The sequence below is a fragment of the Halomonas sp. Y3 genome (assembly GCF_024137965.1).
Taxonomy (GTDB): domain Bacteria; phylum Pseudomonadota; class Gammaproteobacteria; order Pseudomonadales; family Halomonadaceae; genus Halomonas; species Halomonas mongoliensis.
In genome coordinates this window covers 236,360-261,395 of sequence record NZ_CP099975.1, presented here as the reverse complement: position 1 = coordinate 261,395, position 25,036 = coordinate 236,360, and the positions used below count along the sequence as shown (strand labels likewise).

Here is a 25,036-nt window from a genome sequence, read left to right as displayed (position 1 = left end):
TCATTGCTTGGGCAGCGTCTCCTCGATATCCCCACTCGCAAGACGCGGCACGCCACGTCTTGGGATTGAAGACCATAGAGGGCATCAACAGGGTCGTCGCCGTATCGACAAGTACCAGGATGTCCGCCATGCAACTGGAGCCAAGGCATGTCCCTCGTTGTCATGCTTCGCTCACGGTGGCACCCGAATCTCTTCGCGGACGCATTCGGTCGATCAAGCACAGATCCCTGCACAAAGGGCTCCCGTTGGTGATGCGGCGGGCTCCGCAGAAGGGCAGGCGTTTCCAGCGTGGAAACGTCAACCGGCCTGACCGCTACCCTGGATCAAGGCAGCCGGCAGGCCGGTCGTCGTATGAGATAGGTGGCCAACCAACCAAGTTGGCCTGAGATAAAGGAGCCTCGTATCCCGGTGGAAGCAATGAAGTCAGTGGCTCTGGCTTCAAAGGTAGGGAGTGGGACGTGACAGTCTCGCGAGGCGCTGTCGCTTTGGGGGATTGAGCGTTGGCGCTCAAAGGGCGTTGCGTGATGACCGTCAGCAACCAACGGGGTACAGCCCTCATTATTGAGCCTACCCCTCTTAGGGTCAAGATGATGGCGCCTTGCGCCGGCTGCCGGCGCCTTTTCCTGGCGTCTTGCTCTTTGGCTGAGGCATCGTCACCGTGGACTCTCGCGCATGCTGCACCAGCTTCTCCACCATGCCGGCCTGACGGCCCATGAACTCTTGCAGCGCCAGGCGCCCTGCCGCGACGTCATCCAACGCCTGTTCCCAGAGCGCCGTCATGCCGGGATTGGTGATGACGGTAGGCAGCGCATCGATCAGCTGCTGGCCGGTCGGCGTCGAAACCAGGGCACGCTTCTGCCGCTTGATGAAGCCCCGCTTCAGCAGCGTCTCGATGATGCCGGCTCGCGTTGCCTCGGTGCCGATCCCTGCCGTCTCCTTGAGGCGCGCCTTCAGGCGCTCGTCTGTCACGAACCGAGCGGCATGCTTCATGGCGGCGACCAGGGTGCCCTCGGTGAAGGGCTTGGGCGGTGTCGTTTGTTTGGCCAGCACCTCAAGCTGACGGGCCTGGCAGCACTCCCCCTCGCTCAGCGACGGCAGCGGGGGCGCTTCCCGCTCCTCGTCGCCGCCATCTCCAACCGCCGCCCGGGGAAAGAGTTCGCGCCACCCTTCCACACGCACCTGCCGCCCTGAGGCCACAAACGCTTCGCCCTCCAGGTCTACCCGCACCTCGGTCCGATCGTACTCGTGAGCCGGCAGAAACTGGGCCAGGTAGTGGCGACGAATCAGGTCGTAGACGTTGCGCTCGTCATCGCTCAACTTGGCCAGGTCGCAGGCCGCGGTCGGGATGATGCCGTGGTGGGCGGTAATCTTGCTGTCGTTCCAGACACGGCTCTTGCGGCTCGTGTCCAGCCGCTGGCGAAGCGGTGACAGCACCTCATCCGAGTGCAGCAGCATCGTCACGATGCGCTCGGCATCATCGCGCTGCGACTCCGGCAGATACCGACAGTCGGTTCGCGGGTAGCTGGTCGCCTTGTGGACTTCGTAGAGCGCCTGGGCGATATCCAATACCTGCTGGGCACCGTAACCAAAGCGGCGCGACGCCTCCTGCTGCAGCGATGAGAGATCCATCACCAGTGGCGCCGCCTCCTTCTTGCGGCTCGTCTCGAGGTGGCTGACACGCCCCTGCTGCCCGGTGACTCGCTGAGCCAATGACCGGGCGGCTTCCTCGCTGACGCAGCGCCCCGCGGCATCCTGGATCGAGGCATCACTCGGTTGCCACTTCGCCTGAAAGGTCCCGCCCGACGCCTGCAGATGCGCCACGACTTCCCAGAAGGGCAGGGGAACGAAGTTGGCAATCTCCCGGTCGCGATCCACAACCAGGCGCAGCGCAGGCGTCTGCACACGCCCCACCGAGAGTACTCCCTGATGGCCCTGTCGCTGGGCCAGCACCGTATAGGCCCGGGTCAGGTTCATCCCGACCAGCCAATCGGCCCGGCTACGCCCGAGCCCAGCCAGATATAGCGGGTAGGTCGCCTCGCCGGGCCTGATGCCGGCCAGGGCCTTGCGGATCGAGGCATCATCCAGGGCCGAGAGCCACAGGCGGGAGACCTTCCCCCGATAGCCGCAGTGATCCAAGATTTCGCGGGCGATGGTTTCCCCTTCCCGGTCGGCATCGGTGGCCACTACCACCTCGGTCGCCTGGCCCAGCAGCTTCTTCACGACACCGAACTGCTTGCGGCCGCTCTTCTTGATCTCCATCTTCCAGATCGAAGGCAGAATCGGCAGCGCCTCCAGCGACCAGCGCTTGAGCGCCGGGTCGTACTGCTCCGGCGGGGCCTGCTCGAGCAGATGCCCGAACCCCCAGGTCACGACACACCCCTCGCCCTTCAGGAAGCCCTCGCTGCGCTGGCCGGCACCGATCACACGGGCAATATCTCGGGCCTGCGAAGGCTTCTCGCACAGGAATAGACGCATTGACACACCTCCCTCATAAGCATGGAGGGCAGCATGGCAAGGCAGTGGGAGGGAGCGAAGCAAGAAAGGGAACGACAGCGAAACGGCTTTGCACCGACGCCTTCAAGAGCTGGCCATCAGCTCGGCGACGTCCATCACCTCGCCCAGGAGGAACAGCATCTGGGTGCCGGACGAGCCGGCACCTCTGACAATGGGCTGGGGTGGCGCATGGCCGCGAAGGTCGCGTCCATGCCGAAGGGCATCCTTGAGATCGGTGACACGAACACCCAGCAGCTGCGCCGCATGGGTGATGCCGATCCGCTCTTTTCTCAGTGCTGGCGATGTCACCGAATGCCCTCCTGTCTGCGCTAACGGAGCGCCATACGGAAACGCTCCTCAAGCGCCTCACCCATGGCATCTCCATCGTACCCGGCACTGGTCGTTGGCAGATACTCAACGTTGATGCGAGAGCCGCTGCCGTCGCGCTGGATTTGAGTCTTCAGCACCAGGGAGTGCTCGGCACCGTTGACGGCCTGCCTGGCATAGTCACTCATCTGGTAGAAAGCGCCGGGCGTGGCATCGAAGTGCCAGGCGTTGTCCATCATCGCCCACTGGTCAGAGTTGCTGTTCGGGTTGAAGTCCGCATCGGAGCGGAATCCGAACTCGGAACGCACCCGAGCATAGGCCGTATCCACATCAAGCGGCGATGCCATGCTGAAGCGCCCATGCCGGCTGCTTGCCGATACCTCTTGGTCACCGCTGGCTGCCACAGCATCCTTTTCGATAGCAGGCTGCTGCTCGGGGTCGTAATTGACTGGTTCCCCGGTCACCGGATTGTTGATGCAGGTCAGGCAGCGTCCTTGAGAGTAGAGATGGTCCTGTGTGGCACAGCCCGCTACCAGCGTCACAGCAACGCCCAGGCCCATCCAGCACAGCACCCTCTTGGCTCCCTTCATCATTCTTCTCCTTGATTCATCCATGATCTTTCAGCGGCTAGCCCCCGTAGCCTTCCTGGCTGGCTCCCGGGCCGCTGGCATACTGCTCAGCCGGCTGCTGATGGCTATGGGGTGCATCCATGATTACCTGACCCACCCGATGAGGCAAGATAGCGACCCGGTCCGCCTGCACCTTGAACGCCGTTCGCGTCTCGCCGTTCTGCTCCCAGCTGTCCTGGACCATCTTGCCTACCACCACCACCCGCATGCCCCGCTGGTAAAGTCGCGACCAGCGCTCGGCGTCCCGGTGCCACCACTCCACATCGGCCCAGAAGCCTCCCCGGTCCACGACCTCTCCATCCTTGGGGACCAGGTTATCGAACCGCACATTGAGCCTGAGCAGCGTGCGGGGCGGCTGGTTCTCACGCACGGGGAATGTCCGAACCTCCGGATCGCTGCCGATATTTCCCTCACCGTAAAAGCGGGTGCCCATGGGTATCCTCCTTGGTCGTTATCGCTGAAATGAGACGGCATGCTCGATATCGGCCAGCGCCTTGCCGATTCGCTTGATCGACCAGTTGATCGTGGCCGCCTTGGCATTGAACACGCAGCGCTGCACCTCGAGATCGATGACGGACTGCCGCATCGCCTCGGATATGTCGTCGCGAGACAGGAACGTTTCCAGCAGCCAAAGCCCCATGCTCCTCTGCCTGTTATCGCGCCACTGCAGCGTTCTGGCAGGAACGCCTGATTTACCCCATGGGGTCAGCCAGAGGTCGGTCGATTTCAGCAACCCCCCATTCGCCTGCGAGGCTATATCGATCGCCTCTTGCCGCGCCGCTCTTGCCGACTCCTCCAACTCATCACGGAGCCGAATCAGCTCCCCCTTACCCTTAAAGGGTTTTAAAAAACCCTTTGCGTAGCTGTTGAATGCATCATTGCCATAGCTGTTCGATGCGGTATCCAAGCTGCCCCCTCATGCACTTGCCGTGATTCCACTGGAATCACCTCGAAGACCTCCTCGGCACCGCCGATCAAGTGATTCCAGTGGAATCACCCCCGGGGCCCTCCCCGGCACCACCGACCAAGTGATGCCACTGGCATCACCCTGGAGGCCTCCTCCGGCACCGCCGATCAAGTGATTCCAGTGGCATCACCCCGGAGGCCTCCTCCGGCACCGCCGCCCAGGTGATTCCAGTGGCATCACCCTGGAGGCCTCCCCTGCACCGCCACCCAAGTGATTCCAGTGGAATCACCCCAGAGACCTCCCCGGTACCACCGCCCAGGTGATTACACTGGAATCACCCCCGGGGCCCTCCCCGGCACCACCGACCAAGTGATGCCACTGGCATCACCCCAGAGACCTCCTCGGCACCACCGCCCAAGTGATGCCACTGGCATCACCCTGGAGGCCTCCTCGGCACCGCCGCCCAGGTGATGCCACTGGCATCACCCTGGAGGCCTCCTCGGCACCGCCGAACAAGTGATTCCAGTGGAATCACCCCAGAGACCTCCCCGGTACCACCGCCCAAGTGATTACACTGGAATCACCCCAAGGCCTCCTCCGGCACCACCGACCAAGTGATGCCACTGGCATCACCCTGGAGGCCTCCCCGGCACCACCGACCAAGTGATGCCACTGGCATCACCCTGGAGGCCTCCTCGGCACCGCCGCCCAGGTGATTCCAGTGGAATCACGTCGAGGGAGCGTCTCCTGGCTCCCCAGCGGAAGGCGGTGAGTCTCCTTTCGACTCGCCGTCGCTGCCGGCCCTCGCGGCCTCAGCTGGCTTGGCAATTGGCGGTGCAAACTCGCTGCGCCGCTTGCCGGAGAGCACATCGTCAGGGAGTGCGCCGAACTTCTCGATGGCGTCTCGAGCCTTGGCATTGTTGGCGGCAAAGTCATCCCGGGTGGCACCGCTGAAGCCGGGGTACTTCTGGGTGCTCGCGCACAGGCTGCGCAGGAGGTGCCCCCCCACCCGGACGTATTCCTCCATCTGTCGCCGGCCAATCAGGGCGATATGGTGAGCAAGCATGACGCGCCTGACGAAGCGGTCGAAATCGATCAGCAGGCGCAGAGCGAGCCAGCCGTGTTGGCCGCCCGTATAGACGGGAATCTTGAGGGGCTGCTGGTTGAGATTCTCTTCCACGTCCAGCTCTGGCGGCAGCTGAGCCAGCAGGTTATCCAGCTCCTGAAGGCGCTGGTCCAGCTGAGCTCGCGTCTCGGCGAGCTTGGCATCCAGCTGCAGCAGCCAGTGATCCGCATAGGGGTCATCCTTGGCGGCGTTCTGCTTGATCGCACCGCAGATCAGCAGAAACTGCCGCATGCCGATAATCTGCGGACGCCCTGTCTCGACGCCTCGCCCCTTCCAGATCCGTGCTGCGTGATGGGTGTGTAGCGTCAGCTCGATCTTGCTGCGCAGTGCTCCCAGGCGATCAACGGCCATGTCGCGTTGCCCTCATGCTGATGTGTGTCCGCGGTACGGCAGGCACTGTCAATCAGTTGATGCGGGGAAGACAGGGGAATCGTTAATGGCCGCTGAGTGGGTTTTTCCCGGCCGATGGCCACAACCCCAGCGAGCGCAGACACTGCTCTCGGGCGGCTTGGGCTTCCTCGGGCGAGGTGGTGCTCGGCTCGGCAATCGGCGGCTCCGCTGTCCAGGGGGAGGACGGCGGTACGCTTCGAGCTGCCGGCCGCTCGGCGGCGGCGGAAGCCCCCTGTGGCGCCCTCCCCACCCGGCGCTTCGCCTGAGCCTGGGCATAGCCGGTCGCCACGAACTCGCCGCCGATGGCTCGCTTGATCAGCCCTCGCAGGAAGCCCTTGGGGTTTCGCACCGAGCCACTGCTCACGCGCCCTGCCGCCTCATCGAGAATCGCCTGCTGGGTGTCGCCGGCCAGCTCCGCCATCAGCAGCTGAGTCGCCTGGCGTTCGCTCTCATCCATCGCGAGACATGCCGGCCAGTGCAGGTTCACGGCTGAGGTACCTGTAGGTTTTACACAGTGTGAAGTACGTACTGTACGGGAAGAACTGCCCGAGTTTTCATCGAGAACTGCCTCGACAGCCCGATAAGCCTTTGATTTCAGGCTTGGTTCTCTCTGAAAACCAGGGGAGTTCTCTCGATGCACTCGGCCGGGTTCTCGATGAGAACTCGGCTGCCTGCCCTGGTTCTTCTGGTCAGTCACGGTAGAGAACTGGGCAGCGTCATGCCTGGCAAGCGACCGGCTCCGGGCCTGCCGGGAGCGAGAGGCCATGGTATCGAGACGCGTCGGCAGCTCATGCAGGGCACCGGCTTCCTGGAGCTCCTCGAGCACCATGGCAGCGACGGCCTTGACCACCTTGTTCTGGTGATCAAGGCAGCGACACACATACTCAACGTAGTCGGCATCCAGCACCGAAGCTTCTGCGGGCGAAAGTGGCTCGTCGTGCAGGATATAGACGTTGCCGATAATTCGGCCGTTCTGCGCGTTGCGCGCCCGGTGCCCGAGGCTGACCCAGCGGGTCAGGCGAAGCACAGCGATAACCCGGGCGACCGTGGCCCGCGACGCCTTCTGGCCCGGCGCCCCCCGCAGCAAGGGCTGCAGTTCGTCGTAGGTCGGCACCGCGGTGGTTCGGTCCGGATTGACCAGCATGCGCATCATCTGCCAGCCAAGCTTGTCAACGTGCCCGAGGCGCGGATCCAGCAGCAACGACCGCGGCACGGTCTCATGGGGGTTCCCGAAGAACAGCAGGCCATCGAGGCCCGAGGATGCGGCTTCTCCAGACTGCCCAACCTCACCGTTCACAACGGAGGACGCCGGGGACTCGCCCCGGCGCTGGGTCAGCTCGGAAGCCGCCTGGCCAATCAGGCGATCCAGCCCCTTCCGAGTGGCATCACGAAGCTGCACCATCACCGCTCTCCTTCAGGTGACGCCCACTCTTCGGCCGGCGGCGCCGTGCGCGGCTGGCCGGGGTCGACCCACTGCTTGACCAGGTGCCACACCACCGCCAGCGGGATATCGGTCTCCTCGGCGAGGGTCACCATACCCTGCAGGTCATCGGTCGCTTTGGGGTCCAGGGCGATATGCTGCCAGCGCTCCCAGGCATCGTGCTCAGCCTGCTCCGGCGGCATCGCCAGCCGCCCCTGGCGCGGCGCGATGCCCAACAGCTGACGGCGCGTCGAGCAGTCGTTGCCGGTCAGGCCGAAGAAGGCGCCCATCATGCTGACGCTGGCCCCCAGCCTCAGGCAGCGGTCGATCAAGGTCTCACGGTCCTGGTCACGATCGATGCGCGCCAGGACGCCGCGCAGTGCGGCGTGATCCACCGAGAAGCGCGCTACCACCGGTCCTGCGCAGGCCAGCGAGTCGATATCGCTCGCTCTCAGTCGCCGCAGGGTGCGCAGCTCATCCTCACTGAAGCCGAGGGCCAGCGCACGGCGCATGTTGCCCTCACGAAGAAACCCCATGACCTGGCTGAGCAGCGCCTGATTCAGGTTGGCGGATGAAGAGCTCATGACTGGGCCTCCTGTTGTCCCTGCAGGTGTTCACGAAGGCGGCGAATCAGCCGCACCAGACGGAAGAAACGAAGCAGTACCGCATCGTCCCAGGCGTTCTCAGCGCCCTCTTCCCGATGGGTGCCCAGCAGCGCTCCCCACAGGGTGGCATCGGCGGGGTACTCGGGATTGAGCTCGCCGCGCAGGCTGGCCAGCGCCTGCCAGGCGAAGCGGGCACGGCGGTCGGCCGCCTCGGGCAGTGGGTTGAGGTCGAAGCCGATGCCGTCGTCATCGGCGATCACCACGTCGCTGCCGCCGAAGCCGCCCCAGCGAGCGATGACCTGCACCAGTTCACGGATACGAATACGCAGTGAGCGAGGCTCATCCTCGACGCCTTCGATAAACCAGACGTCGGCAATGGGCGGGGTGGTCTCACCGGAGAGCACCGGTGCCGCCAGGGGAGCCAGCTGCTCGAAGTCGAAGCTGGGCACGCCGAGCTCGCTGGCCAGATGGTGACGGTAGCCGCGCTTCCCTGGAGTCTCTTCCCAGCGGGACTGGGTCAGCCCCTCGAGGCGGGCAGCCCGCTCGGCCTCCGTCCGCGCTGCACCCTCTGGCCAGTCATCCGCCTCCTCTGCGGGTGCCGCCATGGGCACTGGGTCAGCCTCCGATGCCGGCTCGCTGAATACCGACACCGAGGGAGACGGTGACTCGCTCAGCTGCTGTTTTTCGCGCTCCAGAGCGGCAACCTGCTCACGCAGCCGAAGCAGCTCGGCGCTCTCTGCCCTCTCATCGTCGGTAGGCGCGTCTCGGCTAAGGGTCCGAGGCGACGGCAGCTGCTCGGCCTGAGGGTCGGTCTGCGGCTGAGATTGAGGTTCACGGCCAGGATCTGAAGCGGGTACCTTCACCACCGGCGCACCGCCCGTGGCGGGCTCGGGCAGCGGCGGATAGAGCGAGGGCGGCTGGGCGTTGGGGTCGCGCATCTGCTGCAGCTCCACGTCCAGGGCCTCAAAAGCCTGATGCTCTTCCAGGTCCCAGCGGCGCTTGCGGTAGGTGACGATGTTATCGAGGGTCAGCTCGCAGACGTTGAAGTGCACGCCGGTATGGTCCGACAGCATGCCGCACAGCCGATCCACCACGATGCTCCAGTTCATCTCGGTCTGGCCCTCGTCATCGAACCAGGCCATGGTCTGGTGCCAGGCCTCGCCAAAACCCTCGGGCGCGACCTCTTCGGTGCAGCGCTCCCAGAGCAGCCGGCAGGCTTCCCGGTAGCTGATCAACTGCTCGACCTGAGAGCGGCCAAGCCCGCTGTAGAGGCTGTTGGGCAGGGTGGGCAGCAGGTGCTCGACGGTATAGAGCATCCTGCTGATATGGCTCTGGGCGACCTGGTAGCCATCCTCGGCCAGGCGCTTGACCAGCTCGCGCTGCGAGAGCGTGTTGCCGCTCTCCTCCTCATACATTGCCTTGGCGTCCACCACACCCTTGGCGCGCTCGATCCAGAGCAGCTGGCCGCGGTTGTCGTTCTCGCTGAGGTGCCCCGTCAGCATCTTCACTTCCGACTGCCAGGGTCGGTACAGGGCATAGAAGGCGTGGAAGCGCGACTCACCGGTCTCTTCATAGAGCTCGCGCAGGATCTGCAGGCGGGTATTGCCACCGTCGCAGATGGTGTAGTGCTTCTCGCCCGGCCGCTGGGTGACCGGGGGCTTGTGCTTGAGGCCCGCGGCACGGATCGACGCCTTGATCTCCTCGTACTTGGGGTTCTGGACCTGCCGGGGGTTGTGCTCGTAGGGCTTGAGCATGTCCAGGGTGACCCAGACGGCCATCTCCTGGTCGGGCGGTGTCATGGCATCCACGGGCTGCCCCTGACGCTTGGGGCTGGGCTGCATCAAGCGCTCACGAAGCTGCTGGTCGCTCGGGCGTTTCATCGGCGGTATTCCTCGGTGACGAAGCGGACGGAGGCGGCACCGCCATGCGGCGCCTGGGTGCTGATGACAGTGGAATCACTCTTCATGGCGGCCCCTCTGCTGCCCCTCCGCGCGGCGCAGCTGGGAGCGTGCATTGAGCTCGGCGCGGCGGTCCTTGGTGGTAAAGGAGGTGAAGACCGGCGCACAACCCGGCTTGCTGAACCGCAGGTGCCCACCGCTGGTACGCTGCACCTCCCACCCCCGGGTGGCGGCATAGCGCACCAGACGCTGCATCCCCTTGCACCCTCGTGCTGCCGACAGCGACTTACTCATCCTTGGCCTCCTCGATCTCCCAGAAGCGTTTCAGCAAGGCATCACCACCCTCGATGAAGGTGTGGATCTCGTGGCCGCTGTAGGTGGCCATCTGGATCACCGCGAGGGCATCTGCCTGCAGGGCAGGGTCGAGCCCGCGCAGCCGCTGCATCTCGAAAGGCCAGCTGTCGCCGTTGTAGAGCGCGAGGAGTAGGCGGCGCAGGTGATGGGACTGGCCGCTGTGTCCCTGAGCCACGCAGATCAGATGCTCGAGAGATGAGAGCCCCTGCTGCTCAGCCTCAAGCTGACGCTGGCGAGTCTCGTTCATGACCTGAGCCAACGCCTGAGAAAGCCGGGAACGGGGTTCGGGTGTGCGCACGCGATACTGGCTCATGGGGTCACCTCCTGATGCTGCCAGGCCAACGGCTTGAAGCGCGCCGACTCCCCCTGGAACGCCAGGTGCACGGTGCCGGTGGGCCCATTGCGCTGCTTGCCCAGGATCAACTCGGCCAGGCCGTGGCTGTCTTCGTTGTCGGGGTGGTAGACCTCGTCGCGGTAGATGAAGGCGATGACGTCGGCATCCTGCTCCAGCGCGCCACTGTCACGTAGGTCGGCCATGCAGGGGCGCTTGTTGGGGCGGGTCTCCAAGGAGCGGTTGAGCTGCGACAGGGCAATCACCGGGGTGCGCAGCTCCTTGGCGGTTTCCTTGAGGATGCGGCTGACCTTGCCCACCTCGAGGGTGCGGTTTTCGCTGCCCGGCTCCTGAAGCAGCTGCAGGTAGTCCACCAGGATCATGGAGGGGCGCCCGAAGCGGCGGGTCATGCGGCGAGCGCGGGCCTTCAGGCTGGAAGCGGTGATTCCCGAGGCATCATCGATCAAGAGCTTCCCGTCCAGCTGGGTGAGCCGACTGACCGCGGCGGTTACCTTGGGCCAATCCCCGTCTTCCATCTTTCCGGTGCGCAGCTTCTGCAGGGAGACATTGCCCAGGCTGGAGATCAGCCGCAGCATCAGCTGCGACTCGGGCATCTCCAGGGAGAAGATAAAGACCGGACCGGCAGCCTCCTCTGCCATCAGGGCATGCTCCGCAAAGCCGAGCCCCATGGCGGTCTTGCCCATGGAGGGGCGGCCGGCCAGGATGATGAGATCCCCCGGCTGCCAGCCCGCGGTCATGGCGTCCAGCTCGCTCAGGCCGCTCGGGATCCCCGTCACCCCACCCTGCGCATTGAAGGCCTGATCGATGACGTTGATGGCCTCCCCCAGCATCTCCTTCATGGAGCTCAGCCGGTCGTGGCGCTCCTCCGTCAGGGCGAAGAGCTTCTGCTCGGCCTCCTCGATCAGCTCGGCGGCCGTGCGGCCCTGAGCGTTCAGGGCCTGCTGGTTCAGCGTGAAGCAGGTGTGGATCAGCTGCCGCAGCGCATGGCGGTCCTTCACGATCTCGGCATAGGCCGCCACATTGGCCGCGCTGGGCGTATTGCGGGCCAGCTCAGCCAGAAACGCGAGCCCTCCCACCTGCTCCAGCTGGTGGGCTTCCTCCAGCGCTTCGGAGACGGTCACCACATCCATCGGCTGGTCGCGATCTGCCAGCTCCCGGATCGCCTGAAACACCAGGCGGTGGGCCTGCTGATAGAACATGACAGGGGCCAGGCGGTCGGCGACCTCGTCCCACATGGCGTTATCCAGCAGCAGCCCACCCAGCACCGACTGCTCTGCCTCCAGGCTGTGGGGAGGCAGATAACCGGCTTCCAGGCGCTCCTCGGCCACCCGAAGCTCGACCAGGTTCTCAATGGCACTCATCGTGGCAGCCTCCCTGCATGGCGGTGGTGCTGACCATGGCGTCGATCAGCGGCTGCCAGTCGGGGTTGAGCTCACAGGCCATCGTCTTGACCTGGTCGGCAGCGGCGGGCGACTTGCGGCCGGCGGGCTTGCGCGGCTCGAACTGGTGAGCCGGCAACCCCGCGCTGGCCGCCTGTCGGAAGGCGACACCGGCGCGGATGGTGCTCTGCATGACGGTGACGCCCTGCTCGCCGGCGGCGAACATCTCTGCCAGCGTCTGGTGGATGCCCCGCGCATCGGCGGTTTCATCCAGGCGATTCACGAGTACGGAAACGGGGGGAACGGAGAGGTGGGTGAACTGGCTGAGCGCCTCGAGATCGCGCAGCAGGCCAACGGTGCCACGCACGAACTCACGGGCAGAGAGCAGCTCGGGAGTGATGGGAGAGAGAGCGTGATCGGAAGCCAGGACCGCCATCTCCAGCGTGATGGAGCGCGCCCCCTGGGTGTCGATCAGGATGAGGTCATAGCCCGACAGATTGGAGAGCAGCTGGGCAAGCCGGAAACGGCCGTCCGGGGCGTTGAGCAGCAGCTGAGGAAGCTGGCCGGCATGATCGTTGGAGATCACTACATCCAGATTGGGATGGGCCGTCTGCGATATGACGCGGTCGGGAGCCGTGTCGCTAAGCGCGATCAGCTCATAGGTGCCGCCGGGGGCTTCGGTGCGGAGGGGGTAGTAACTGGAGAGCGTCGGCTGACTGTCCAGGTCGATGAACAGGACCCTGAGGCCCGCATCGGCCAGGAGGCCGCCCAGATTGGCAGTGACGGTGGTCTTGCCGACCCCGCCCTTGGTCGAAATAACGGATACAACGCGCATAACCTCACCTCGGTTCCAGATGGAAACAAGTGTGAGGCTGATGATCTGTCTCTATTTCACGAAGCTGTCAGGTCTACTGACACGCCAGGCGGGGGTTCCACTCTTGCTCGTAAGCTGCTGATTTCGCGTACTGTTTGATGGTGCCGGCACCAGGAGTCGAACCCGGGACCTACTGATTACAAGTCAGTTGCTCTACCAACTGAGCTATGCCGGCAATGCGACGCGATGGGCTCGCGTGGAGGATGAGCATCCTCTGAGCGAGAAAGACCGTGAACCCACGTTCACGGTCTTTCGGAATCGAGGTTGGCGATGGCTGGGGTACCAGGATTCGAACCTGGGAATGCCGATACCAAAAACCGGTGCCTTACCACTTGGCGATACCCCAGCAGTGTGGTGGCCAGAGACGGAATCGAACCGCCGACACGGGGATTTTCAATCCCCTGCTCTACCAACTGAGCTATCTGGCCGCTGCCAACGGTGCGTATTAAACCCCAACCGACTTTCCGCGTCAACCCCTTCCGTTTCAAAACGATGGCCGCCGCCGGACCGGGGCAAGGCTCAGCTCTCCCGCGGCACGTAGCCCTCCGCCTGGTCGGTCTCGCGGTTGTCCAGGAAGCGCTCCATCTGCTCCATCAGGTACTCCCGGGCCGACGGCTCGAGCATGTTGAGGTGCTTCTCGTTGATCAGGCGGGTCTGCAGTGCCTGCCACTCCTCCCAGGCCTGCCTCGACACGCTGGCCTGGATCTCCTGCCCCTTCTTGCCGGGCAGGGGCGGAAACGGCAGGGCCTCGAGCTCTTGCTGGTACTTGCGACAGAAGACGGTCTGGCTCATGGGACTCTCCTCGTGTGGACCGGGGATCAGGGGCCCGCCGGTGCAGTGAGCGAAAAGGGCGACAGCGAGTCCAGCAGGGCCTTGACCGGCGCCGCCAGGCCGATGCTGTCGGGATCCTGTGGATCGTACCAGCGCCGGGCCTCGCCCACCGAATCCAGGGCGCCGATCCTCGCCGGCTGCGGGGTGATCTCCAGGCGGAAATGGCTAAAGACGTGGGTGAAGGGCGTTTGCGAGGCCTCCAGCCGGCTGCCCGGGGCCTGGGTATCGAGCCAGGCCTGAAGCGCCGCCTGGTCGTCGAACTGGGGCAGGCTCCAGAGCCCGCCCCAGAGGCCACTGGCCGGCCGCCGTTCGAGCAGCACCCTCCCCCGGGCATCGCGCAGCAGCAGCATGCGAGTGGTCCGGGTGGGTAGCGCCTTGCTCGGCTTCGACTCGGGGAAGCGGCGCTCCTCGCCGCGGGCGTGGGCCACGCAGACGTCCGCGAAGGGACAGCGCCCGCACGCCGGGGTGCCTCGGCGGCATAGCGTGGCCCCCAGGTCCATCATCGCCTGGGTATAGTCGACCAGGCGCTCATCGGGCGTGTAGTGCTCGGCCAGCGCCCACAGGCGACGCTCCACCGCCGGGCGGCCGGGCCAGCCCTCCACCGCATGCAGGCGGGCCAGGCTGCGCTTGACGTTGCCGTCGAGGATCACCGCCCGGCGCCCGCTGCTCTGGGCGATGATGGCCCCCGCAGTGGAGCGGCCGATGCCGGGCAGCGCGGCCAGCGCCTCGATCTCCATGGGGAACTCGCCGCCATGCGCGTCGAGGATCACGCCGGCCGCCTTGTGCAGGTTGCGCCCCCGGGCGTAGTAGCCGAGCCCCGTCCAGAGGTGCAGCACCTCGTCCTGCTCTGCTTCTGCCAGAGCGGCAACATCAGGAAACCGAGCCATAAAGCGCTCGAAGTAGGGGATCACGGTGGTGACCTGGGTCTGTTGCAGCATGATCTCCGAGACCCACACCCGATAGGGGGTGCGCGCCTGCTGCCAGGGCAGGTCGTGGCGGCCGTGGTCGTCGAACCACTCCAGCAGGCGCCGCTGGAAAGCGGCGGCGGGCAGCACCGGGGCTGGTGCTTCCGTCATCGGGGCTCCCTCCTGTGTGGAAAAGCGGACGGGCATAAAAAAGCGCCGACAGGGATGCCGGCGCAGGGACTGACGTTGCTCAATTCAAGAGACCGCGCAGGGCGTCGCGGAGTTCCCGGCCGGCACCCTCGCCGACCCGCTCATCGAGGCGCTCAAGGGTGCCCTCGAGGCGACGCTCCAGCTCCTCGCCGGCCCGGCTTCCCAGCTCGTCGCGCAGCGCCTCGCCGATGGCGGACTGGAAGGCCGCGCGGTCGAAGCGGCACCACTCGCTGCGCTCGCCGGAGAGGCTCCCCTCGCAGCGCACCGGGAAGGGAAGCCGCTCGAGCCGCGGGTTGACCCGGCAGGCCGCATCGGCGGTATCCACGAAGCGGGCCGCGGCACGCAGCTCGAAGCGCTCGCTGGTGAGGTCGAGCCAGCCCTCGCCGCCCATCTCGATACCGGGCAGGGTGATCAGCAGGTCATCGCTGCTGGCGGTGCCGTCGCGGATGACGAAGGTGGCGCCGGCCTCATCGAAGCGGGTATCCGGATGCCAGTCGCGGGTGGTCTCGCGCCCCTCCAGGGCCGCCACCGCGGTGCACAGCTCCCGGGAGACGTTGACGTCAAAAATGGCGCCGTCGTCGATACGAGACTCGACGCGGCCATCGAGATGGCGCTTGAGCGCGGGCCAGGTATTACCCCGGGTGGTCAGCTCACCCTGGGCGGAGAAGCGCCCGCGCAGCGGGGCCTTCTCGTCGCCCAGCGCCTCGAGCAGCTCATCGGCACGCACCCGCTCGATGCGCGGCTCGAGCTGCCAGCGGATCGGGTCGCGGGTCAGGTCAAGCTCGCCGCTGGCGGCCAGGCTGCCCTCGTAGAAGCCGGCCTCGAAGCGACTGAGGCGCTGGCGGCCGTCGCCCCCCTCCAGGGCCAGGTCGACGTCGCGGAACTCGAGCCCTCCGAGCCCCAGCAAGCCCAGCCGCAACTCGCCCCTCAGCGCCAGCTCGGCGAGCCACTCCGCCGGCACCAGGTTGCCCGGCTCCTGGGCATGGGCCCTGGCAATGGTGGGCAAGCCGGTGGAGGCGCGCGCGTCGGCGGGCGGTGTCGACGGCAGGTAGGCGTCCAGGTCCAGGCGGTCCCCCTGCAGGTCGAAGTCGAGGGCATGGCCGTCCAGACCCGCCGCCAAGCGCCCGGTAAAGGTGCTGCCGTCCAGGATCAGGGTCAGGCCAGGCAGCTCGAGCCGCGACAGATCACCCTGCAGGGAGCTGGTCAGCGCCACGTCGGTGAGCGCCTCGGCGTCGGCGGTCGTCGGCAGACTGTCGAACCGGTCGAGCCAGGGGCGCAGCGAGAAGGGGGCCAGGCGCACCTGGCCATCATAGGCGGGGGCCTCCAGCAGCTGACTGACATTGAGGTTGCCGCTCAGCCTCAGGCCATGTTCGCCGCTCAGCTCGAGGTCGCGCAGGCGGGCGGTCTCTTCCTGAAGGTCGGCCTCCAGGGCGAAGGTCATGGAGAGCGGCAGCGGCGCGCTGCCCAGCGCCGGATGGCGCAGCGTGGACTCCAGGCGACCGTCCTCGAGGTGCAGGCGGCGCTCCAGGGCGTCCAGGCGCAGCTGGCTGCCCTGCAGGTTCAGCTTCTGCTCCCCCTCCACTGCCGCCAGCCGGCTGGCCGTGGTCAGGGAGAGCCCGTCGAGCAGGTAGCGGCGCTCTGCCAGGCCCAGGGTGGCCCGCCCCTCGAGGGTGACATCGCTGGCCAGGCGCGGGGGCAACTCCTCGGCCTGCCACTCCAGGTCGTCGTAGCGGACCAGGCGGAAGCTGGCGCGCAGCGGGAAGGCGTTACGCGGATTGACGTTGCTGCCGGTCACCGCCAGGTTCTCCAGGCGCAGCTCCTGGTCTGCCCCCAGGTCCCGATAGCTCACCTCCCCATCGCGCACCTGTACGCTGGCGATATTGAGCGCCACCCGCAGGCCACTCTGGACATCCGGCACCGGCCCGGTCGTGGCGCTGGCCGGGGCCAGCACCTCCTCGGCGGCCTCGCTGCGCTCGGCCAGGCGCTCCATCAGGGTTTCCCAGTTGCCACGGCCCGTCTCGTCGCGCTCGAGGTTCAGGCGCATGCCCTCCAGGGTCATGCCATCGATGGCGACCTCACCCCGCAGCAGGGGGGCGAAGGCCAGGCTCACCTCGGCACGGCGAAAGGCCACGAAAGAGGCCTCTTCGCTCACCGCCTGGTCGGGCAGCCAGGCATCGGCCTTCTCGACCCCGACGCCTAGCCGCGGGTAGAAGGACCAGGTCAGGGGGCCCTCCAGCGCCAGCTCCAGGCCGCTCTGCTCGCGCACCACCTCGATCAGTCGCGGCTTGAGATCCTCGGGGTCGAAGAAGGTGGTGACATAGACCACGGCGGCCACGGCCAGCACGGCAAGGATGCCGATGGCGGCCAGCAGGGTACTCAGCACACGCTTCATCGCTGACACTCCTCGGGCAGGTGCAGCTCATGGAAGCCATCGCGCTGCTCGAGCCGGTAGCCCAGGCGCACCAGCAGCACCTGGTCGGCCATACGCAGCTGATCCAGCTCGGCACGCAGCGGCCTGCCCGCCCCATGGGCCGACTGCCCCACCAGGGTCAGCAGCCGGGTGCCAACGCCGCGGCGCCGGGTCGGCTTGCGAATGCAGAAGTGCGATAGCCACCAGGCCTCACCGTCATCCCGCTGGGCCACGGCGCCGATCAGGCGGTCGTTGAAGCGCGCGCAGAGGAAACAGCCGCCCTCCCCCAGATGCTCCTCGATAAAGGCGTCCGCCGAAGCGGGCAGACGCTCGGGGGGGGCATCGGCATAGATACGGGACAGGTCGAGCCGCGCCTGGGCGTCCGCTTCCCAGGCGGCTCGGTCGACGGGGTGAAGAGTCACCGGCATAGATGGGTCTCCCTGGGCCGGGGCGGCGAGGGTCGCCGCCGCGCATTGGGGGGCATTGTAGCGGATGGGGTCGGCGATTCTCTATAATGGCTGTTTTGCGGCCGCGGGTGAGGCCCGCCGCCACCCCCGTTTATGCGGGTCGCTGCTCCAGCGGCCCGCCTCGACACGCGCCCAGGCGCTGGAGAAGCCTCAATGTCCGAGCGTATCGCCACGGTCAGCCGTGACACCCAGGAGACCCGGATCACCGTCACCGTCAACCTCGATGGCACCGGCAAGCTGGCCTGCGAGACCGGCGTGCCCTTCCTCGATCACATGCTCGACCAGGTGGCCCGCCACGGCCTGATCGACCTCGACATCAAGGCCGAGGGCGACCTGCATATCGACGACCACCACACCGTCGAAGACCTGGGCATCACCCTGGGGCAGGCCTTCGCCCGGGCGGTGGGCGACAAGCGCGGCATCCGCCGCTACGGCCACGCCTATGTGCCCCTGGACGAGGCGCTCTCCCGAGTGGTGGTGGACTTCTCCGGCCGCCCCGGCCTGTTCATGGACGTGGAGTTCACCCGTGCCGCCATCGGCCGCCTAGACACCCAGCTCTTCTGGGAGTTCTTCCAGGGCTTCGTCAACCACGGCATGGTCACCCTGCATATCGACAACCTGAAGGGCTTCAATGCCCACCACCAGGCGGAAACCATCTTCAAGGCCTTCGGCCGCGCCCTGCGCATGGCCCTGGAAGAGGACCCCCGCATGGCCGGCCAGATGCCCTCCACCAAGGGCTGCCTGTGAACCTGAACCCCAAGCCCCACGCCGCCAGGAGAAGCGCCCCATGACCATCGCCGTCATCGACTACGGAATGGGCAACCTGCATTCGGTTGCCAAGGCCCTGGAGCACGTCACCCACGAGAACGTGGTGGTGACCCGCGACCCCCGCCGCATCCTGGGCGCCACGCGTCTGGTGCTGCCCGGCCAGGGGGCGATCCGGGACTGCATGGGCGAGCTCGAGAAGACCGAGCTGCGCGGCCTGGTGGAGGAGCTGCTGGCTCGCCAGGAGAAGCCGCTGCTGGGCATCTGCGTGGGCCAGCAGATGCTGCTCGACCGCAGCGAGGAGAACGGCGGCATCGACTGCCTGGGCTTCATCGGCGGCCAGGTGAAACGTTTCCCCGCCGAGATGCGCAACGACCACGACCAGCGACTCAAGGTGCCGCACATGGGCTGGAATCTGGTGCACCAGCACCGCGACCACCCGCTGTGGGCCGATATCGACCAGGATGAGCACTTCTACTTCGTACACAGCTACTACGTCGAGGCGGCCGAGGACGCCACCGTCTTCGGCACCACCGACTATGGTCGGGTGCAGGCCCACGTGGCCATCGGCCGCGACGCCACCTTCGCCGTGCAGTTCCACCCGGAGAAGAGCTCCCGGGCCGGCCTCAAGCTGCTCGAGAACTTTGTCACCTGGGCGCCCTGAGCCGCGCCGGGTCACCTGGGCGCCCTGAGCCGCGCCGGGTCACCTGGGCGCCCTGAGCCCGACCACGATTTTCAACCGGGGCCCGCTGAGGCCCCCAAGAGGAGCTGGACATGCTGGTGATTCCCGCCATCGATCTCAAGGACGGCCAGTGCGTGCGCCTGAAGCAGGGCCGCATGGACGAGGCCACCACCTACGGCGACGACCCCGTGGCCATGGCCGAGCGCTGGGTGAAGGCCGGCGCCCGCCGCCTGCATCTGGTGGATCTCAACGGCGCCTTCGAGGGCAAGCCGGTCAACGGCGAGGCGGTCACCGCCATCGCCCGCCGCTTTCCCGAGCTGCCGATCCAGATCGGCGGTGGCATCCGCTCCGCCGAGACCATCGAGCACTACCTGGCCGCCGGCGTCTCCTATGTGATCATCGGCACCAAGGCGGTCAAGGAGCCCGCCTTCGTCGGCGAGATGTGCCGCGCCTTCCCGGGCCATGTGATCGTCGGCCTGGATGCCCATGACGGCTTCGTGGCCACCGACGGCTGGGCCGAGGTCTCCCAGGTGAAGGCCGTGGATCTCGCCAAGCGCTTCGCCGACGACGGCGTCTCCAGCATCGTCTACACCGATATCGCCCGAGACGGCATGATGAACGGCGTCAACGTGGAGGCCACCGCGGCCCTGGCCCGGGACGGCGGCCTGCCGGTGATCGCCTCCGGCGGCGTCACCAACCTCGACGACCTGCGCGCCCTGGTGGCCGCCGGCGAGCCCGGCATCCTGGGCGCCATCACCGGCCGAGCCATCTATGAGGGCAGCCTGGATGTCGCCGAAGGGCAGCGGCTCTGCGATGAACTCACCGCCGCGAAAGGAGCCTGAGATGGGACTCGCCAAGCGCATCATCCCCTGCCTCGACGTCGACGCCGGCCGCGTGGTCAAGGGCGTCAACTTCATCGGCATTCGCGACGCCGGTGACCCGGTGGAGATCGCCCAGCGCTACAACCAGCAGGGCGCCGACGAGATTACCTTCCTCGACATCACGGCGAGCCACGAGGACCGTGACACCACCGTGGAGATGGTGGAGCGCATCGCCGGCGAGGTCTTCATTCCCCTCACCGTGGGCGGCGGCATCCGCACCTGCGATGACATCCGCACCATGCTCAACGCCGGCGCCGACAAGGTCTCCATCAACACCGCCGCGGTGACCAACCCCGATTTCGTGCGCGAGGCCGCCGAACGCTTCGGCAGCCAGTGCATCGTGGTGGCTATCGACGCCAAGCGGGTCTCCGCCGAGGGCGAGACGCCGCGCTGGGAGATCTTCACCCACGGCGGGCGCCGCCCCACGGGGCTTGACGCCGTGGAGTGGGCGAAGAAGATGGTGGCGTACGGCGCCGGTGAGCTGCTGCTCACCAGCATGGACCGCGACGGCACCAAGGCCGGCTTCGACCTGGGCGTGACCCGCGCCATCACCGATGCGGTGGGCGTGCCGGTGATCGCTTCCGGCGGGGTCGGCAACCTCGACCACCTGGTGGAGGGTGTGCTCGAGGGCGGCGCCGATGCGGTGCTGGCCGCCAGCATCTTCCACTTCGGCGAGTACACCATCCCCGAGGCCAAGCGCTATATGGCCGAGCGCGGCATCGAGATGCGCCTCTGAGCGCCTCGGGAGACGACCGGATGCCGCTACGCAACGCCCTGGCCGCCCTGCTGCTCGGTCTCCTGCTGCCGGCCCTCCCCGCCCTGGCGGAGGAGCCGGCAGAGGGCTGGCGCGAGCGAATCGACTGGCCGCCGGTGATGGAGCTCGACAGCGTGCTGGTGCAGACCAGCCTCTATACCGACCACTTCAGCCCTGACCCGGAGCACACCAACAACCAGCGGCTGATCGGGGTGGAACTCCACAACCCCGAGCTCTGGTTCGCCGGCTTCGCGCGCTTCAAGAACTCCTTCAACCAGGACTCCCACTACCTCTACGTGGGCCGCGAGCTCACCATGTGGGAGTCCGGCGACACCCGCATCCGCGCCAAGCTCTCCGCCGGCATCCTGCACGGCTATCGCGGCGAGTACCGCGACAAGATCCCCTTCAACCGCTACGAGGTGGCCCCGGGCATCCTGCCCACGGTGGGCGTCAGCTGGAGGCGCCTGGAGACGGACCTGATCATCTTCGGTGCCGCCGGCCTGATGGTGACCGCCGGCTGGCGCTTCTGAACCCGGCTAGTCAGGTGAGAGCCCGAGGTTGCTGAACCCGTCGTTGCGCCCCAGGCGGCGCAGCGCCTTGAGCTCATCCCGACCCAGCGGGCCCTCGACGGCCTCGAGCACTGCATCCTGGAAGTCGTTCTCGTCCGCCATCAGCGGGTGGTCGCGCACCAGGGCGGCCAGCCGCTCGCCGTCCTCCTCGCCCTCGGTCAGCTCGATAAAGGCCCTGACACCCCCTCGCGACGCGCGGCTCACCTCCAGCACCGCCTCCGGCGCCTCCCCCTGCAGGGTATCCAGCAGGGCCGAGAGCGCCGCCACCGCCTCCGAGGCGCGGCGCGCGCCGAAGCTGTCGTCCTCCTCGCCTGGCGCCAGCTCGGCCAGCTTCTCGGCCTGGAGGGCAAAATCGATCTTCGCCTCCTTCACCGAGAGTCGCTCCCACACCAGGTCGAGGATCGCACGCAGCGCCCGAGGGTTGCCCTGATCGGCGGTCTGGGCGTAGAGGGCATAGTTTGGCAGCAGGCGCTCGCAGAGCGCCGCCATGAAGGCCTGCTGGCGACGCGGCTCGAGGGCCTGCAGGCGCTGGTAGAAACCGCTCATGGACTCTCCTTTGAATAACGCTGTCTTACGGCCATAGCCGCTCTACCGGCACGCGGCCGCGGTCATCCAGCACCACGCCCTCCGCCGCCAGTCGTTCTCGCTGTTCCGCCGCGCCGGGGTGGTCGGCCAGCTTCCGCGAGGCGGTCACCACCCGATACCAGGGCAGCCCGTGCCCCGCGGGCAGCTCGCGCAGGGCGCGAGCCACCATCCGCGGGGTGACCCCATCGGCCATGGCGGCGATGCGCCCGTAGGTGGTCACCCGCCCGGCCGGGATCGCGGCCATTACGCTGAACACCTGTTCTCGCCATGTCGGCTTCATGTACCCTTGCGCCCCCTGGCACTTCCTTCGACGGTGAGGTTCCCCATGCATCTCCACCTGCTCCAGCACAGCCCCCACCAGGGCCCGGCGCGCCTGGCCGACTGGCTCTCCAGCATGGGCCATAGCCATACGGTGTTCCATCTGGCGGCGGGAGAGCTTCCCCCCCGGCTCGCCGACTGCGACGCCCTGGTGCTGCTCGACGGCCCGGCCGGCCCCCTCGATCCTGCCGATCAGCCCTGGCTGAAGCGGGAGCGCCGGCTGGTGGAGCGCGCCCTGGACAGCCATAAGCCGCTGCTGGGCATCGGCTACGGGGCTCGCCTGATCGCCGAGGCGCTGGGGGCCGTGGTGGCTCGTGGGCGCTGCGCCGAAGTCGGCTGGCACCGGGTGACCCTGGCGGCGGAGAGCCCCCTGGATCTGCCCGAGCAGTTCGAGGCCTTCATGTGGCACCGGGATGTCTTTGCCCTGCCCGAGGATGCCGTGACGCTGGGTGGCAGCGAGGCGAGCCCGCTGCAGGGCTTCAGCTGGGATGGTGGCCGCGTGATCGGCCTGCTCTGCCACCTGGAGGCCACGCCGGAGAGCGTGGCCGCCCTGCTCGAGCACGGCCCCAGGCCCGATGGCCATGCCGACAGCCCCCACGCTCAACCGGACGAGGCCCTGCTGGCCGACCCTCAGCGCTTCGTGAAGCTGGCGCCGCTGCTCGACCGCATGCTCAGCCAGTGGCTGCGCCCCCTGGCGGCCTGAGCGAAATCCAGGTTCACCCGGCGGCCCCGACCCGGGCGCCCGCCGCCGAACCTTCTGCCGCCTGGGCAGCACTCCACTCCCGGGCAGCGGCCAGGCAGCTCTCCCAGTCACCCACGTGGAGGAAGTGCTGCTCCGGGTGGCGTTCGAGCTGGTAGCGGTACATGGGGTCGTAGTACTCGGTAAGCAGCGGTGCCAGCCACGCCTCGTGGGCCTGGCGGTTGCCGCGCTCGTGCTCGCGGAAGGCGAGCTGCTGCAGGCGCTGCAGCCGCGCCAGCCGGGCGCTGCCCAGGCGCTTGCGCAGCCGCCCCAGAGCGCCGGCGAGCTGCTTGCGCATCAGCGCCCAGCCCAGCCACTCGCCGCACTGGTGGCGATAGACTTCCCAGAGATCGTCGATGTAGTCCTTGTGGATCTGCGCCAGGCGCCAGTCCAGGGGCATCTCCACGCGCAGCCGCGGCGCCTGCTCCATGGCACGCCAGAAGGTCAGCGGGATGTTGGCAGCGCCGATATGTCGCGACTCGTCCTCCACCACGACGGGGCCAGGCAGGTCGAGCAGCCTCAGCCCCATGGCGTGCTCGAAGTCGATCTGGCTAGGGGCCGGCAGCGGATGGCGGCCGAAGGCCGAGCCCTTGTGCCGGGCACAGCCCTCCAGGTCCAGGCCGTTGTCCAGGGCCTGTATCAGCGCGGTCTTGGCACAGCCGGTCAGCCCCCCCACCACCAGCAGGGGCTGGTCGGCGGCGGCGTCGATGCGCGCGCACAGCGCCTGGCGCATCGCCTTCCAGCCGCCGCGAATGCGCGGCCGAGTAACGCCGGCTTCCTGGATCCACTGCTGGGCGATCTGCGAGCGCAGGCCGCCGCGAAAGCAGTAGACGATGGCCTCGGGGTGCGCTTCCAGGGCCTCCAGCCAGGCGTTCACCCGGGCCGCCTTGATGTCGCCGCTGACCAGCCGCTGGCCGAGCTCGATGGCGGCCTGCTGGCCGCGCTGCTTGTACTCGATGCCGACCAGGCGGCGCTCCTCGTCCTCCATCAGCGGCAGATTCACCGCACCGGGCAGCGCGCCCTGGGCAAACTCCACCGGCGCGCGGACATCGATCAGCACCCGCTCCTCGCCCAGCAGCGCAAGGTCGGGGGCCACCAGCGGCAGTTCGCTCATCCGATGACCTCGATCAGCGCCGGCCCCTCGGCCTTGACCACTTCACCGAAGGGAACCAGCTCGATACCGTGATCGCGGCCGATGCGCTCCACGTCATCTTCCCAGGCCGGGTCCACCGAGAGCAGCAGGCCGCCGGAGGTCTGAGGGTCACAGAGCCACTGCCAGTGGACCTCGTCCATCTCGGGCAGACTCTCGCCCAGGGCCTGACGGTTACGCAGGGTACCGCCTGGCACCGCGCCCTGGCGGCGGTAGGCCTCGGCCTCGGCCAGCCGCGGCAGACGTCGAAAGTCGATGCGGGCCGCCACGCCGCTGGCCGCACACACCTCGGCCAGGTGCCCGGCCAGGCCGAAGCCGGTCACATCGGTCATGGCGTGAACGCCGGCCACCCTGGCCAGGTCCACGCCGATGCGGTTGGACTTGAGCATGGTCTCCCGGGCCAGGCTCTGGTGGCCCGCCGCCAGCAGCCCCTTCTTCTCGGCGGTGGTGAGCATGCCCACCCCCAGCGGCTTGGTCAGGAACAGCAGGTCCCCCGGCTTCGCCCCCTTGTTGAGCTTGAGGTGGTCGAGTTCCACCAGGCCGTTGACCGCCAGGCCGAAGATCGGCTCCGGGGCGTCGATGGAGTGGCCACCGGCCAGGGCCAGGCCGAGCTCACGGCATACCGCCTGGGCGCCGGCCAGGACGTCCCCGGCCACCTCCGCGGGCAGCTTGTCCAGGGGCCAGCCAAGAATCCCCAGCGCCATCACCGGGGTGCCGCCCATGGCGAAGACGTCGCTGATGGCATTGGTGGCGGCGATGCGCCCGAAGTCGAAGGGGTCGTCGACGATGGGCATGAAGAAGTCGGTGGTGGCGATCATGCCGCGACCGTCGCCCAGGTCGTAGACGGCGGCGTCCTCGCGCCCCTGGTTGCCGACGATCAGCCGCGAGTGGGAGGCGCCCGGGCCGGCCTTGGCCAGGATGCCGTCGAGCACGTCGGGGGCGATCTTGCAGCCACAGCCGGCGCCGTGGCTGTACTGGGTCAGGCGAATGGCACTCATCGGGATCTCCTTGGCAAA

General features: G+C 67.2%; 27 protein-coding genes and 3 tRNA genes. 6 read left to right on the top strand and 24 right to left on the bottom strand.

The features are described from left to right. Nucleotides 1-582 precede the first annotated feature (582 nt). The 20 genes from NHL60_RS01305 to NHL60_RS01210 form a co-directional block, all read right to left on the bottom strand. Nucleotides 583-2,475 carry a DNA topoisomerase III gene (locus tag NHL60_RS01305; RefSeq protein ID WP_253447945.1) on the bottom strand — a complete coding sequence of 631 codons (1,893 nt, stop codon included), beginning with the start codon at nt 2,473-2,475 and terminating at the stop codon, nt 583-585. Between the two features lie 102 nt (nt 2,476-2,577). Beyond that, the gene (locus NHL60_RS01300) at nt 2,578-2,802 is read right to left on the bottom strand and encodes a hypothetical protein (protein WP_253447941.1); all 225 of its coding nucleotides are present in this window, start codon (nt 2,800-2,802) and stop codon (nt 2,578-2,580) included. A gap of 20 nt (nt 2,803-2,822) precedes the next feature. Continuing rightward, the gene (locus tag NHL60_RS01295) at nt 2,823-3,410 is read right to left on the bottom strand and encodes a hypothetical protein (RefSeq protein WP_253447939.1); all 588 of its coding nucleotides are present in this window, start codon (nt 3,408-3,410) and stop codon (nt 2,823-2,825) included. 37 nt (nt 3,411-3,447) lie between these two features. Further along, nucleotides 3,448-3,882 (bottom strand): single-stranded DNA-binding protein, encoded by a 435-nt coding sequence (locus tag NHL60_RS01290; RefSeq protein ID WP_253447936.1) that lies wholly within the window; start codon nt 3,880-3,882, stop codon nt 3,448-3,450. Between the two features lie 18 nt (nt 3,883-3,900). Then, complete coding sequence (locus NHL60_RS01285) at nt 3,901-4,356, bottom strand: DUF3158 family protein (protein ID WP_169956674.1); 456 nt, start codon at nt 4,354-4,356, stop codon at nt 3,901-3,903. 727 nt (nt 4,357-5,083) lie between these two features. Beyond that, entirely contained in the window at nt 5,084-5,833 is a 750-nt protein-coding gene (locus tag NHL60_RS01280; protein ID WP_023004985.1) for a PFL_4669 family integrating conjugative element protein, read from the bottom strand. Nucleotides 5,834-5,915: 82 nt separating this feature from the next. Then, a complete protein-coding gene (locus tag NHL60_RS01275; protein WP_253447934.1) occupies nt 5,916-7,274 on the bottom strand; it encodes an STY4528 family pathogenicity island replication protein in 1,359 nt (452 codons plus the stop codon). After that, the gene (locus NHL60_RS01270) at nt 7,274-7,876 is read right to left on the bottom strand and encodes a DUF2857 domain-containing protein (RefSeq protein ID WP_096654982.1); all 603 of its coding nucleotides are present in this window, start codon (nt 7,874-7,876) and stop codon (nt 7,274-7,276) included. Before NHL60_RS01270 ends, NHL60_RS01275 begins: the two co-directional genes overlap by 1 nt. Beyond that, nucleotides 7,873-9,777 carry a ParB family protein gene (locus NHL60_RS01265; RefSeq protein WP_253447932.1) on the bottom strand — a complete coding sequence of 635 codons (1,905 nt, stop codon included), beginning with the start codon at nt 9,775-9,777 and terminating at the stop codon, nt 7,873-7,875. The genes NHL60_RS01270 and NHL60_RS01265 overlap by 4 nt, the downstream gene beginning before the upstream one ends. A gap of 75 nt (nt 9,778-9,852) precedes the next feature. Beyond that, on the bottom strand, nt 9,853-10,089 hold the full coding sequence (locus NHL60_RS01260; RefSeq protein ID WP_096654978.1) for a hypothetical protein: 237 nt from the start codon (nt 10,087-10,089) through the stop codon (nt 9,853-9,855). Beyond that, nucleotides 10,082-10,462 (bottom strand): hypothetical protein, encoded by a 381-nt coding sequence (locus tag NHL60_RS01255; RefSeq protein ID WP_096654976.1) that lies wholly within the window; start codon nt 10,460-10,462, stop codon nt 10,082-10,084. Before NHL60_RS01255 ends, NHL60_RS01260 begins: the two co-directional genes overlap by 8 nt. After that, on the bottom strand, nt 10,459-11,862 hold the full coding sequence (dnaB, locus tag NHL60_RS01250; RefSeq protein ID WP_253447929.1) for a replicative DNA helicase: 1,404 nt from the start codon (nt 11,860-11,862) through the stop codon (nt 10,459-10,461). Before dnaB ends, NHL60_RS01255 begins: the two co-directional genes overlap by 4 nt. Next, nucleotides 11,849-12,715: a ParA family protein gene (locus NHL60_RS01245; RefSeq protein WP_110070726.1), complete on the bottom strand. Its 867-nt coding sequence runs from the start codon at nt 12,713-12,715 to the stop codon at nt 11,849-11,851. The genes dnaB and NHL60_RS01245 overlap by 14 nt, the downstream gene beginning before the upstream one ends. Nucleotides 12,716-12,853: 138 nt before the next feature. Then, nucleotides 12,854-12,929, bottom strand: a tRNA-Thr gene (locus tag NHL60_RS01240). Nucleotides 12,930-13,025: 96 nt separating this feature from the next. After that, nucleotides 13,026-13,100 (bottom strand) — tRNA-Gln (locus NHL60_RS01235). A gap of 6 nt (nt 13,101-13,106) precedes the next feature. After that, nucleotides 13,107-13,182, bottom strand: a tRNA-Phe gene (locus NHL60_RS01230). 91 nt (nt 13,183-13,273) lie between these two features. After that, the gene (locus NHL60_RS01225) at nt 13,274-13,546 is read right to left on the bottom strand and encodes an oxidative damage protection protein (RefSeq protein WP_183334210.1); all 273 of its coding nucleotides are present in this window, start codon (nt 13,544-13,546) and stop codon (nt 13,274-13,276) included. Nucleotides 13,547-13,572: 26 nt separating this feature from the next. Then, the gene (mutY, locus tag NHL60_RS01220) at nt 13,573-14,661 is read right to left on the bottom strand and encodes an A/G-specific adenine glycosylase (RefSeq protein WP_253447926.1); all 1,089 of its coding nucleotides are present in this window, start codon (nt 14,659-14,661) and stop codon (nt 13,573-13,575) included. Nucleotides 14,662-14,740: 79 nt separating this feature from the next. After that, complete coding sequence (locus NHL60_RS01215; RefSeq protein WP_253447923.1) at nt 14,741-17,092, bottom strand: AsmA family protein; 2,352 nt, start codon at nt 17,090-17,092, stop codon at nt 14,741-14,743. Then, the gene (locus NHL60_RS01210) at nt 17,089-17,538 is read right to left on the bottom strand and encodes an acetyl-CoA sensor PanZ family protein (RefSeq protein WP_253447920.1); all 450 of its coding nucleotides are present in this window, start codon (nt 17,536-17,538) and stop codon (nt 17,089-17,091) included. The genes NHL60_RS01215 and NHL60_RS01210 overlap by 4 nt, the downstream gene beginning before the upstream one ends. 192 nt (nt 17,539-17,730) lie before the next feature. Between NHL60_RS01210 and hisB the strand changes: the two genes are divergently transcribed. The 5 genes from hisB to NHL60_RS01185 all read left to right on the top strand — a co-directional run bounded on the left by hisB (nt 17,731) and on the right by NHL60_RS01185 (nt 21,189). Next, entirely contained in the window at nt 17,731-18,324 is a 594-nt protein-coding gene (gene hisB / locus NHL60_RS01205) for an imidazoleglycerol-phosphate dehydratase HisB (protein WP_253447917.1), read from the top strand. A gap of 40 nt (nt 18,325-18,364) precedes the next feature. Further along, entirely contained in the window at nt 18,365-19,006 is a 642-nt protein-coding gene (gene hisH / locus NHL60_RS01200; RefSeq protein ID WP_253447914.1) for an imidazole glycerol phosphate synthase subunit HisH, read from the top strand. A gap of 110 nt (nt 19,007-19,116) precedes the next feature. Then, nucleotides 19,117-19,866, top strand: coding sequence for a 1-(5-phosphoribosyl)-5-[(5-phosphoribosylamino)methylideneamino]imidazole-4-carboxamide isomerase (gene hisA, locus NHL60_RS01195; RefSeq protein ID WP_253447911.1), 750 nt, complete (start codon nt 19,117-19,119; stop codon nt 19,864-19,866). Between the two features lies 1 nt (nt 19,867). After that, nucleotides 19,868-20,641 (top strand): imidazole glycerol phosphate synthase subunit HisF, encoded by a 774-nt coding sequence (hisF, locus tag NHL60_RS01190; protein ID WP_253447908.1) that lies wholly within the window; start codon nt 19,868-19,870, stop codon nt 20,639-20,641. A gap of 20 nt (nt 20,642-20,661) precedes the next feature. Beyond that, the gene (locus tag NHL60_RS01185) at nt 20,662-21,189 is read left to right on the top strand and encodes a hypothetical protein (RefSeq protein ID WP_253447905.1); all 528 of its coding nucleotides are present in this window, start codon (nt 20,662-20,664) and stop codon (nt 21,187-21,189) included. 6 nt (nt 21,190-21,195) lie between these two features. Here the strand turns inward: NHL60_RS01185 and NHL60_RS01180 are convergent, their stop codons facing one another. Together NHL60_RS01180 and NHL60_RS01175 are read right to left on the bottom strand one after the other, a co-directional pair. Further along, nucleotides 21,196-21,774, bottom strand: a complete 579-nt coding sequence (locus tag NHL60_RS01180; RefSeq protein ID WP_253447902.1) for a YjaG family protein — start codon at nt 21,772-21,774, stop codon at nt 21,196-21,198. Nucleotides 21,775-21,799: 25 nt separating this feature from the next. Beyond that, nucleotides 21,800-22,093: an MGMT family protein gene (locus NHL60_RS01175; protein ID WP_253447899.1), complete on the bottom strand. Its 294-nt coding sequence runs from the start codon at nt 22,091-22,093 to the stop codon at nt 21,800-21,802. Between the two features lie 45 nt (nt 22,094-22,138). Between NHL60_RS01175 and NHL60_RS01170 the strand changes: the two genes are divergently transcribed. Further along, nucleotides 22,139-22,834: a type 1 glutamine amidotransferase gene (locus tag NHL60_RS01170; RefSeq protein ID WP_253447897.1), complete on the top strand. Its 696-nt coding sequence runs from the start codon at nt 22,139-22,141 to the stop codon at nt 22,832-22,834. Nucleotides 22,835-22,847: 13 nt separating this feature from the next. Here NHL60_RS01170 and mnmH read toward each other — a convergent pair whose 3' ends face one another. Both mnmH and selD read right to left on the bottom strand, forming a co-directional pair. Beyond that, nucleotides 22,848-23,984 carry a tRNA 2-selenouridine(34) synthase MnmH gene (gene mnmH, locus NHL60_RS01165; protein WP_253447894.1) on the bottom strand — a complete coding sequence of 379 codons (1,137 nt, stop codon included), beginning with the start codon at nt 23,982-23,984 and terminating at the stop codon, nt 22,848-22,850. Continuing rightward, nucleotides 23,981-25,018, bottom strand: coding sequence for a selenide, water dikinase SelD (gene selD, locus NHL60_RS01160; RefSeq protein ID WP_253447891.1), 1,038 nt, complete (start codon nt 25,016-25,018; stop codon nt 23,981-23,983). The genes mnmH and selD overlap by 4 nt, the downstream gene beginning before the upstream one ends. Nucleotides 25,019-25,036: the final 18 nt, after the last annotated feature.